The sequence below is a fragment of the Candidatus Nitrosotenuis uzonensis genome (assembly GCF_000723185.1).
Taxonomy (GTDB): Archaea; Thermoproteota; Nitrososphaeria; order Nitrososphaerales; family Nitrosopumilaceae; genus Nitrosotenuis; species Nitrosotenuis uzonensis.
Genome location: NZ_CBTY010000006.1, coordinates 230,595 through 241,867, shown reverse-complemented (window position 1 = coordinate 241,867; position 11,273 = coordinate 230,595). Strand labels below are relative to the sequence as shown.

The 11,273-nt window shown below is 44.4% G+C and carries 11 protein-coding genes; 6 read left to right on the top strand and 5 right to left on the bottom strand.

Going from position 1 to position 11,273, the window contains the following annotated elements; genetic code table 11:
• Nucleotides 1-4: 4 nt before the first annotated feature.
• From NITUZ_RS01985 to NITUZ_RS01975, 3 genes are all read left to right on the top strand, one after another.
• On the top strand, nucleotides 5-844 hold the full coding sequence (locus NITUZ_RS01985; protein ID WP_048194938.1) for a PEFG-CTERM sorting domain-containing protein: 840 nt from the start codon (nucleotides 5-7) through the stop codon (nucleotides 842-844).
• Between the two features lie 63 nt (nucleotides 845-907).
• Complete coding sequence (locus NITUZ_RS01980) at nucleotides 908-1,822, top strand: PEFG-CTERM sorting domain-containing protein (RefSeq protein ID WP_081844831.1); 915 nt, start codon at nucleotides 908-910, stop codon at nucleotides 1,820-1,822.
• Between the two features lie 71 nt (nucleotides 1,823-1,893).
• Nucleotides 1,894-2,727 (top strand): PEFG-CTERM sorting domain-containing protein, encoded by an 834-nt coding sequence (locus NITUZ_RS01975; RefSeq protein ID WP_048194666.1) that lies wholly within the window; start codon nucleotides 1,894-1,896, stop codon nucleotides 2,725-2,727.
• Here NITUZ_RS01975 and NITUZ_RS01970 read toward each other — a convergent pair.
• Genes NITUZ_RS01970 through larC form a run of 3 tightly spaced genes read right to left on the bottom strand, consistent with a single transcriptional unit; the run spans nucleotide 2,705 to nucleotide 5,864 of the window.
• Nucleotides 2,705-3,856, bottom strand: a complete 1,152-nt coding sequence (locus NITUZ_RS01970; RefSeq protein ID WP_048194665.1) for a cysteine desulfurase family protein — start codon at nucleotides 3,854-3,856, stop codon at nucleotides 2,705-2,707. The genes NITUZ_RS01975 and NITUZ_RS01970 overlap by 23 nt on opposite strands.
• A complete protein-coding gene (gene larE / locus NITUZ_RS01965) occupies nucleotides 3,853-4,653 on the bottom strand; it encodes an ATP-dependent sacrificial sulfur transferase LarE (protein WP_048194663.1) in 801 nt (266 codons plus the stop codon). Before larE ends, NITUZ_RS01970 begins: the two co-directional genes overlap by 4 nt.
• On the bottom strand, nucleotides 4,650-5,864 hold the full coding sequence (gene larC, locus NITUZ_RS01960; RefSeq protein WP_048194662.1) for a nickel pincer cofactor biosynthesis protein LarC: 1,215 nt from the start codon (nucleotides 5,862-5,864) through the stop codon (nucleotides 4,650-4,652). Before larC ends, larE begins: the two co-directional genes overlap by 4 nt.
• A 167-nt stretch (nucleotides 5,865-6,031) precedes the next feature.
• On the opposite strand from larC, the gene NITUZ_RS01955 reads away from it, so the two are divergent.
• From NITUZ_RS01955 to NITUZ_RS01945, 3 genes are all read left to right on the top strand, one after another.
• Nucleotides 6,032-6,940 (top strand): malate dehydrogenase, encoded by a 909-nt coding sequence (locus NITUZ_RS01955; RefSeq protein WP_048194660.1) that lies wholly within the window; start codon nucleotides 6,032-6,034, stop codon nucleotides 6,938-6,940.
• Nucleotides 6,941-6,976: 36 nt separating this feature from the next.
• The gene (gene larB / locus NITUZ_RS01950; protein WP_048194658.1) at nucleotides 6,977-7,750 is read left to right on the top strand and encodes a nickel pincer cofactor biosynthesis protein LarB; all 774 of its coding nucleotides are present in this window, start codon (nucleotides 6,977-6,979) and stop codon (nucleotides 7,748-7,750) included.
• 321 nt (nucleotides 7,751-8,071) lie between these two features.
• Nucleotides 8,072-9,598, top strand: a complete 1,527-nt coding sequence (locus tag NITUZ_RS01945) for a radical SAM protein (RefSeq protein WP_048194935.1) — start codon at nucleotides 8,072-8,074, stop codon at nucleotides 9,596-9,598.
• Between the two features lie 149 nt (nucleotides 9,599-9,747).
• On the opposite strand, the gene NITUZ_RS01940 is transcribed toward NITUZ_RS01945, so the two are convergent.
• Complete coding sequence (locus NITUZ_RS01940) at nucleotides 9,748-10,071, bottom strand: hypothetical protein (protein WP_048194657.1); 324 nt, start codon at nucleotides 10,069-10,071, stop codon at nucleotides 9,748-9,750.
• A 29-nt stretch (nucleotides 10,072-10,100) separates the two neighbouring features.
• A complete protein-coding gene (locus tag NITUZ_RS10100; protein ID WP_048194655.1) occupies nucleotides 10,101-11,189 on the bottom strand; it encodes an EB domain-containing protein in 1,089 nt (362 codons plus the stop codon).
• Nucleotides 11,190-11,273: the final 84 nt, after the last annotated feature.

The window sequence follows — 11,273 nt, the reverse complement described above, 5'->3', positions numbered from 1 at the left end:
CAACATGAGTACTCTGTACGCAGCAATAGCAGTATTTGCAATTCTGGCCACAGGTGTATCTATACCAGCTTATGCTCAAATCATAGATGCAATCACGGTAACTACAGACCAAGACTCTTACGAGGACGGCGACATAATTACTGTTACAGGTCAAGTCAGAGATAGGCTTTCTGGCTACCCAGTAACGTTACAGGTAATTGCCGCCAATGGTAACTTGGTTACTGTCGAGCAAATTGATGTATCCGAGGATAAAACCTACGGAGTCGAGATTACAGCAGGAGGAGCACTTTGGAGATCAGCTGGCACCTACACAATCAAAGTCCTCTACGGAACTGATACAAGAACCGCAGAAACGACCTTTGAGTTCGCAGGATCCGCTCCAGGAGGACCATCAGGTAAGACCTTCAAGATAGAAGGCAGTGATGACCTAATAACATACTCTATCAGAGGCGGCAAAGTCATCAGTATCACTCCAGATATTGATGCCAAGTCGTTAATAATAGAGATCGAGACCACTAGTAGCAACGGCGGAGAATTGACCATCACACTGCCAAGAAGCGTAATCGATTCAAGATTTGGCGCTGACGGCATGTCCGGTGAAGATCAAGACTTTATCGTCCTAGTAGACGGCTCAGAGTTATTAGAATCGCCTGCAGAAGTGTCCACATCGCGTGATCGCACACTGACCATCCCGTTCGAGGACGGAACAACTCAGATTGAGATCATCGGTACTTGGGTAATCCCAGAATTTGGCACAATAGCAGTCATAATCCTAGCGGTGGCAATTATATCCATAATTGCAGTCACCTCACGAAGTAGACTGAACATACTGCCAAAATACTAGATCCTCTACTTTTTTCATTTTTTAAATATACATAAATAGTCAGTACTCTAATCGCCAATCAAGATGAATAGTTATGCACTATCCGTGCTAATTGCCATAATGGCTGCAGCAGGCACTTTAGCAACAGTACCAACTTATGCATCTACCTTTTTGGAAGAGGCATGCCCGGATTGCGGTGGTGATGATCTCTACTACAAAGCAAACCTGGCACAAAAAGCCAAAGTTCCATTAAAGATCTGGACGGACAGAACACTATATGATCACAGCACAGAGATCAGAGTAGTCGGGGCCGTTTCAAATCTTAGAGGCGATGCACCAGTCACAATTACAGTACAGGGCCCACAAGGCAACATTGTAACTGTAAGACAAGTTGAGGTTGCTGGAGACAACACATTCGAGACAGCATTCATCACAGCAGGCCCACTCTTCAAGCAAAACGGCATATACACCATCAGGGCTCAATACGGACCACAAGAGATCAACGACAAAGTCCAAGTCGAGCTTGTTGGTGCACCCGGAGTAGAGACAGGAGGAGCATGCCATGCAAACGAGATTGCAGTAAAAGGCGGAAACAAGACATACTGTATACCATACGAGATCTATGGTTCTGCAGTTGTGAAGAAGGCTTCCGTCAGCAGTGAGACAAAATCAGTTGTGTTGACGATTGACGCACGAAGCGACGGCTCAATCATCTTGCAAATCCCAAGAAGCGTTCTGAAATCAGAGTCCAACAGTGGTGACACTGACTTCATCATACTAACAGATGATGAGGAAGCCGACTTTGACGAGATAGATAGCGACGGTACCTCAAGGACTGTCGAGATCTTCTTTGCAGAAGGCACAACACAGATTGAAATAATCGGTACTTGGGCAGTTCCAGAATTTGGCACAATAGCAGCAATAGTTCTAGCGGTGGCAATTATATCCATAATTGCAGTGACTGCAAGAACACGACTTAGCATCTTCCCAAGATACTAAGGCCACTACTTTTTTCATTTTTTAGACAATTTCCACGAAAAAGAAATATACAATCAGATAGCAAGTTTATCGTGAATTACTCCCACCTTGTTTTGATTTTTGTATCAAGTATTGTATTTGTCTTTGCACAGCATGCATTTGCACAATCTCCTGATTGCAGAATATGCGTTGCAGAAAAGTTCTACGAACAGGGCGACACAGTAGTCATTTTGGGAAGGGTTGATGCAGTTCTTCCAGATACGGATTTGCTCATCCAGGTATACAACAATAACAACCGGGTGCACATAGCACAAGTCACAGTAGCCCAAGATGGTAGCTTTACCTACACTTTTCCAGCAGACGGCCCGTACTTTAAGGCAGATGGCAACTATACAGTACAGGCATCTTACGGCCCAAGCGGCAACATTTACGAGACCAGTTTCCAGTTCCAGACAAAAAATACTGCAAGCGCGATAACCCAGATCTTTGAGGTAAGAGCTGGTGATTCTGGAACGTTTGATGTTCCATACACAATACGTGGCGGGACAGTCAAGAACATGTTCGTAGATCCTGCCATGCTAGCGCTTGTGATTCAGATACAAGCAGATAATGACGGTACCATAATTTTGGATCTTGGAAGAAACTGGATAGATGCAAAAAAACCCGATGGAACTGATGATACATACATTATCCAGATTGACGGAGTCCAAGTCCCATATCAAGAGTCATCTGTAAGCCCGGACTCTAGAATAATCACAATACAGTTCCTCGAGGGCGACTCTGACATTGAGATAATCGGAACATACGTCATACCTGAATTTGGCACAATAGCTATGCTGGTCCTTGTAGTGTCCATAGTATCGATGATGTTCCTTTCCGCAAAGAGAGGAAGCCAAAGATTATCTAAAAGTCATACTTTGCCTTAAACGGTGAAACGCTTCGTAGATCAGATACGATTTCCTTGAGTATGTCTACTGTTTTGTCAATGTCATCTTGCGTATTTCCATACCCTACCGTAAGTCTTAGAGAGCCGGTTATCTGTTCATGAGAGAATCCCATCGCCATAAGAACGTGTGATGCCTTTTGTGTCTTGACAGAGCATGCAGAACCAGTAGATGCTGCAATACCGTGCTCGTCAAGTTTGATTATCAGATCCTCTCCATTAACCCCAAGAAAAGTAAAGTGGGCATTGTTAGGAAGCCTCTTTTCTCTCTCTCCGTTCAAAGTCACATGTGTTATCTCGTTTGTCGTTCTCCTGACGAGTCTGTCACGAAGTGTCTTAAGACGCTCATAGTTTGATGCAAGATTTTCTTTTGCAATCTGGCATGCCTTACCAAACCCCACAATGCTTGCAACGTTTTCAGTTCCAGAACGCAATCCGCTTTCTTGACCTCCCCCCAAGACAAGTGGCTCGATTTTCATTCCGCGTCTAACGTATAGAGCTCCGACGCCCTTGGGCCCGTTAATCTTGTGCGATGATATCGACATCAAATCAATCCCGCTTTCTTTAACATCAACTTTGATCTTTCCCACTGCCTGGACCGCATCTGAATGAAACGGCACGTTGTGCTGTCTGCAGATCCTTGCAATCTCATCTACAGGCTGGACTGTACCTACCTCGTTGTTAGCGTACATTATGCTCACAAGCGCTGTATCGTTTGTGATCGAGTTTCTCAACGCATCAAGATCTACCATGCCAGAGCTGTCTACTGGAAGGTAAACCACATCGCAACCAAGCCTTTGTAGCTTCTTGCACGGCTCAAGTACTGCATCGTGCTCAATTGATGATGTTATGAGTCTCTTGCCTTGATGCACCATTCCAAACAGGGCAGTGTTGTTAGATTCCGTACCACCCGAGGTCAGCAGTATCTCATCCGGGCTGGCGTTTATCAAGTCAGCTATTCTTTTCCTTGCAGAATCAAGTGCCTTGGCAGCTACTCGGCCAAGCCTATGAATGGATGAAGGATTGCCAAAATTTTCCTTAAGGTATGGCATCATCTCTTGTATGACCTCCTCGTTCATCGGAGTTGAGGCAGCATGATCAAGGTAAATCAATCTGCAATCACGTTTATCTTTCCAGACCTGTATCCATGAGGGTCTACTTGTACTGCAGTAAATCCGATTGACTTTAGCTTCGATGTCAGATCGTCAAGCTTTGTTTTATCCAATAGCAAACCCAGTTCGTCTTGGCCGACCTCGATTCTTGCGGTGCCATCAATATCCCTTACCCGCACCTGTTTTGCCCCAAATATCTGCTTCACGAATATCTCTCCAATCTCTATTCGTGCAAGCCTTTCTGCAGTAACACGCTGGCCCCAAGGAATCCTGGATGCAAGACACGCATTTGACGGTCGATCATACACTGACAGTCCAGCACACTGTGCAATACTGCGAACCTGATTTTTTGTTATCCCAACTTCCACGAGAGGACTGCGTATTCCGTTGCTCTTTAGAGCGTAGATTCCAGGCCTGTAGTCTCCAAGATCATCAACGTTTGTGCCATCCACTATCAGATCAATTCGTTCCGACCTTGCCACGTTGATCAGATGTTGTGAGAGCTCGCTACGGCAGTAAAAGCATCTATTCTTGTCGTTTCTTACAAAGTCTTCGTTTTCAAGTTCACTGTATGAGATTATTCTGTGCCTTATTCCTATTTCATTGCAAATCTTCTTTGCTGACTCTAGTTCTTCTTGTGCCAAAGTCTTGTAGTCCGCAGTCACTGCCAGAGCTCCTCTGCCAAGTGCCCTGTGTGCCGCGTACGCAACAACTGCACTGTCAACTCCTCCGGACAGTGCGACTATTACGCCTGCCTTGCCCGAGAACCACGAAACCAGGCTTTCAATCTTGCTCATTTTAGCTGTCTGCCCACCTGTGTTTTTATCATACCTTCAGCATCCTTGAACGGCAGGTTGAGTCTGTCCGATACGGTCTTGATATCATCGTACTCCACTTTGAACTGCTTTTGTTCCCTTATCTTGCATCTAACTTTGAATTCTTTACCACGTATCATTATTTTTAGAGTAAGCAGTTTTCTTGGAACTGTTATTCTATCTGAGAAGCGAATCCGTACACCAAGAGTACCTGTTTCTGAGAAAATCAGATCAGTGATTCTATCCACATGTGAAGGATCGCATATCACAGACATTACATGGCTTGGTCTGCCTTTTTTTGTCACTGCTGGGATCACAGTAACATCTTTTGCTCCTGCAGACATGATCTTGTCAATAGAGTGGGCCAGTAATTCGCCCGAAACATCATCCAGATTGGTCTCCAAAATTCCCACCCGATCCGACTTTAATCTGTCAAAAGCATCACCGCGCACTATTTTGAGCACGTTAGATATTCCATCAAAGTCTTTCTGACCTGCTCCATATCCAATTGAGCTTATCTTCATCTGAGGATAGAATTCAGAACACCTGTCTGCCAGATTTACAAGAATACTAGCTCCAGTAGGCGTTGTTAGCTCGTCCGTTATACTACTACCCTGTACTAGTATCTTTGATTTTTTAAATATCTCCAGTATTGCTCCTGCCGGATTTGACACGGTTCCGTGTGAGAAGGTCACTGTACCGCTTCCAACTGCTACCGGCGTTGCAACTATTTCCTGATCAAAACACTTCAGGTCGTCCAGCGCTATAGCACATCCTATAATGTCTATTACGGTATCGATGCTGGATGCTTCATGAAAATGTACCGAGTTCTTTGAGATTCCATGAACCTTGGCCTCAGCTCCAATCAGCGTCTGTATCGTATTTTCTGCAAATTCCTGCGCTCTTTGTGATAATCCAATTTTCCTTGCAGTTTTGGCTATGCAGCCTGCAATTTCTGTTCCTTTTCTTTCATGGTGCACCTCATCAAGCTTCAGAGTAAGCCTGGTTGCATGTATGCCGTGTTTGTACACATTACCAAAAGAGATTTTCTTTATCTTGGAGCCAGGAAGAAAGTCTTGCGCAGAGTATGCACCGTCTATTATTTTTGATTTGTTGGCCCCAATATGTACAAGTGATGATAACATCATATCTCCAGATATTCCAGCTATCTGAGAATCAATTACCAGAACCATTACAAAGCAGATTACAAAAATGCATATAAATTCTCACATAGCATCAGTGATTTTGATGGTTACAGAAAACCGACAGATAGAATTTTCAAAATGCTCATACATGCAAGCATAGTTGTACTTCAGTCCATCAGGATAGATTTAATTACAGAGTGGAAAAGTCGCACAATATGCTTACAATAATTGGTTCAGGCAAAGTTGGCGGCGATGCGGCATTGTTTTCCGCACTCCGAAAGGTCGACAAGGACATACTGCTTTTAGACGTAGTAAATGGACTGCCTCAAGGCGAGGCGATGGACTTGAACCACATGCTCTCAGAGCAGGGCGTAGATGTACACATTAGAGGTTCGAACGACTATGCAGACATGAAAGGCTCAGATATTGTAGTTGTTGTGGCCGGCTCTGGCAGAAAGCCCGGCATGACCAGAATGGATCTTCTCAAGATAAACGCAGGCATTGTAAAGGATGTTGTAGAAAACATCAAAAAACACGCAAGCAATGCAATCATAGTTCCGGTAACAAACCCGCTTGATCCTATGGTGCACATAACATACAAGACGTCAGGATTTGAGCCCAGCAGAATTGTCGGAATGGGAAATATGCTCGATCTCTCAAGATTCATTCAGTTTATCCACGAGTCAACTGGCCACTCTCGCGATTCCATAAGGGCCCTTGTCATAGGAGAACATGGCGAGAATATGCTTCCGCTTCCAAGATTTTCCACGGTGTCAGGAATTCCGCTTGCCAGCATCCTACCAAAGGAAAAGCTGGATCAGATCGTAAAAGACACAAGAGGCGTTGCGGCCAAGGTAATCGAGCTAAAAGGCGCAACAGTACACGCCCCAGGTAATGCCATATCTGCAATAGTAGAGGCCATCATAAAAGACAGAAAGAAAGTCATTCCTGTGGCAACACCTCTCACAGGACAATATGGCCACTCGGATGTCTCAATAGGCGTTCCTGCTGTGATTGGAAGGAAAGGTGTAGAGAAGATAATAGAGCTTGACCTCAACTCAGAGGAGAAGGAATGGTTTGAAAAGGGAGTAAACAGCGTCAAGACGGCCCTTGCCGGCATCTAACCAGATTTTTTATAGAACACACCACAATCTTTGATATTGGAAATTCACGACGTGTTAGAATCACTCAGAGACGGAAAGATAAGCGTGCCGAAGGCAAGAAAACTGCTCTCGCTTTACTCCATCGAAAAGATTGAAGAGTTTGCACAGATAGATGTTGGAAGAAAATACCGCAAGGGAATTCCCGAAGTCATTTTTGCGGAAAGAAAGCAGCTTGACGAAGTAAAGAAGATAGTTCAAAAGACACTTGTAAAATCCGACTTTGTACTAGTCTCAAGGATTCCCAAACAAGATTACAAAAAAATGCTAGTATTTGTAAAAAGAAACAAGTTCAAGATCAAATCCGGAAAGAACACTACGACACTCCTAATCTACAAGAAGCTCAAGAATACAGGAGGAAAGATAGGAATAATCACCGCAGGAACCTCCGATATTGGGATTGCCGAGGAAGCAAGGCTCACCTGCGAGGCAATGAGCTGCTCGTGTATTTGCACCTACGATGTAGGAATAGCCGGGATGCATAGAATGTTTCCAGTTATTAAAAAATTCATCCAAGAGGATGTAGACGTGATAATAGTCGCCGCAGGCATGGAAGGAGCACTTGCATCAGTGGTATCATCTCTTGTAGATGTTCCAGTAATAGGCCTGCCAACTTCTGTAGGATACGGGTATGGTGAGAAGGGTGTTGCGGCACTTGCATCAATGCTCCAGAGCTGCTCATTAGGGCTATCCGTGGTAAACATAGATAACGGCATAGGTGCTGGGGCAGTTGCCGCGAACATTGCAAACAGGGCAAAGGCCGCACGCAATTAATTCCAAGATTGTTTTATTTCTGCATTGTCATTGACGCCAGTGAGTATTCTCAGTACCACGAAAATCATCAGATTAGACAAAACTGGAGGCACCTACGTGGACTGCAGACCACATGAGGCATCAATCTCCCCAAATCCTAAACAAATCGTAAATTCTGCCTCACTCAGATGCGACTCCATGCAATGTGATTATTTCGCATTCACGAGTAATTCCAGCTAAAAACCAACTATGAAAAACAGTCAGAAAATAATTTATACTATATTAGAAGTCTAACCATAGTTGGCTGGCAAGAGAATAGTACTGACTGCAGACCGCAGTCTTATGACTAATTATCGTGGCAATTTTCTTTATGGGTTCATAGCTTGTGGGCCATACGAGCTTTTGCCAGAATGGGTATTTGACAAAGTGTTCTGTCCCGCAGTTGAGACGGACCAAAATACTGGAGAGGCAAAGGTAGCACAGGTCGGCCTAAGACGTGTTGAGAGCGCATTATTGCAGGGATACAGAAGAGACGAGGTCTTTGTTGCAAATCCTGATTATCTGGAAAAATGCATTGGTCCTGATACCAAGGTTGTCGGAATTAACGTAATGGACCCATTAGGCATGGCACCAGTAACGACTACAATGTCTCCTGAAAAGCTTTCCTATGTTGCAATGAAGTTCAAGCGAATGTGTGCAAAAATAATTCAGCTAAAAAAACAATATGATTTTCATGTCGTAGTTGGTGGAAATGGAGCTTGGGAGCTTGCAAAGACTGACAGGATGAAGATTCACGGAATCGACACAGTTGTGGTTGGAGAGGCAGACGAATTGGCACTTGACTTGTTCAAAGACCTTGAAAATGGAGACGCTCCAGAACTGATGCACTGTTTTGTCAAGAACATACAAAACATACCAATCATTGAAGGTCCTACTGTCAACTCACTCATAGAGGCAATGAGGGGATGTGGAAGGGGATGCGACTTTTGCGATGTAAACAAGAGATCCAAAAAAGATCTCCCGATAGAAAGACTTCAGCACGAGGCAAAGATAAACCTCGATTACGGATTTGATTCAATTTGGTTGCACTCAGACGAGATGCTGCTTTACGGATGTGAAAGCAAGGACTTTCAGCCAAATCGAGACGCAATTACAGAGTTATGGCGCAGCCTAAAGTCAATGGGTGCAAATTTTGTAGGAACTACCCACATGACATTTTCTGCAGTAGCTGCAGACCCACTATTGCTAAAACAAATGTCCGAGATAAATAACATGCATACTACGGGCAGATGGCTTGCCACTAATCTCGGAATTGAAACAGTAGCCCCAAGGATGGTCAAAAAACATCTTGGCGTCAAGACAAAACCATTTTCCACAGACGAATGGGGATGGGTGGTAAGAGAGGGCGCCAGAATAATGAACGAGAACCACTGGTTCCCTGCAGCTACGCTCATCATAGGCTGGCCAGACGAGACGCCAGATGAAACTCAATACACGATTGACCTCATAGAGGACTTTAGAAAGACCAACTTTAGAGGACTTGTTGCTCCTCTTCTATACCAAGACTTTTCCGAGAAAAACTCGATGCACTTTGGCAACCTAAACGAGGCCCAATTCACACTCTTTTGGAGATGTTGGGAGAACAACCTAAGAGTCATCAACGACATAGTCCCAATCATACTCAGGAACAAGACGTACGGGCCTCCAATGAAGCTATTCATGTACGGTCTTATCAAAGCAGGAACGTGGGCAATCATGAGATACCTGCGCGGACTGTGCAAAGATCTCTTTAACGGCAAGCTTCCAGAGGAGATTGTGGAACGATACGCAAGAAGCAGATCCGTGGCTGCGCCAAACTATACCAGATAACTTGAAAAAATTGGCATCCAAGGCTTAAGGTCAACAACGGGATGTAAATTGACGACAGCCCCAAATACCAGATTACCAATACACTCCAATAGTATTATTCCGTTCGGTGTCCGAATCGAACACACCGGGTAGAAAAATTTACACCCGCTTTACAGACTCTTTATTGCTTCGTCTGCAAGGGTGTTTCTTTTCGGCGTCATCACAATAAAGTAAGTCTTGTCTGCCCTCTCTATTGCGTTGACTTTGCGGTATGTATTTGCATTTATGTCAAACTCTAGTATCCTGCCGTCAAGTGTGCCCTTTGTGTATATCATAAGGTATACGTTGTCATTGCTATGTGTCAATGGGATGAATGCAAAGATGTAGCCTTTGTAATAGTTGATCGGCATCGTGTTTTTCATCGGAGGCATCACAGATGCCATGTATGAAAAGATGTCCGGAATCGACTCAAATTCCTCGTATTCTACGTGCATAAATGAAGTGAGATGTCAGGATATATAATCTAGAGGCGCCTTTTTTGCAATAGTCCCCTGACTTTGATAATCACAACTGCCGGAACGACAAAGTACATGCCGATATTTAGCAGTATGATTCCTATGCCATACCCTAGCATCTGTCCCTCAGAATCGATATCAACGTAGTTGAGTATTGAGAGTGTTGAGAGCATTGGCGTGATTGCTGTCTTTACCAGTTCCTTGAATACAGGATTGTCTCTTTCCCAGTCTGCCACCGTTGGACTGAACGAGTAGTACACTGCGTTAAATGCACTCATAAATCCAGTTCCAGAGTGTGTGCTAAGCAGAACGTTATCTCTTACCTCCCTGAGTAGCTGTACTTGAGGTGCCAGCTCAGAGCCAAATGCGGCAGTTGCAATCAGACATCCACCCTTGTCATCAGCTTTTGGCGCCGGAACACATATGCCTTGTGCGTTTGGCACCGTTCCAGGTCCACAGACTACCGGCTTGTCTATAGGCTTTGGTGGCTCGTCAACGCAAATACCTCCTGAGAGTATCTGTCCTGGAGGACATTGCACTGGCTGTGCCACTACACATGTCTTTGAAACTGGGTCATATACGGTGCCAGTTCCACATTGCGGTGGCGGCTGGGTAAACGGTACGCATACATTATTTTGTAAAACCTCTCCAGGGCCACATTTTGGAGGCGGCGGTGGCGGCGGTGTGTCTATTACGGAAGCGCCAGTTCCACCATTGAAGAAGAATGTAGTATCTGCCTTTTGTGGACCATAATTAACTAGAATCCTGTAATCGCCCTTTGTCTTCCAGAGCGGGCCTGAAACTATGAAAAAACCTTCATAATCACCGTTAAGCTGCGGTGTAATCTGTTTTACCTGTAAAATGTTACTAGAAGTGCCATTGACCAGTGGTCCGACTACTCTGACTGTAAGATCTATCATGTTGTTTGCATCCAAGTTCTTTACGTGTCCTTTGAATACTACCGTATCACCTTGGTCGTAAAGTGGTAGCTCCGTCTTGACAGAGAGCGGCGGAATGTCGACTTGGGCAAATGCGCTGGAGGTACCAAGCGAAAATAGGATCAAAGATAACAGTGCAATCCTTGCTGATACTCTCATTTCTAGGCTTGTACAACATTTCAGGGTATTTATGTATTCTATGAAACAAAAATTGACTTGATTATACTTTTCTTGAACCTTTTT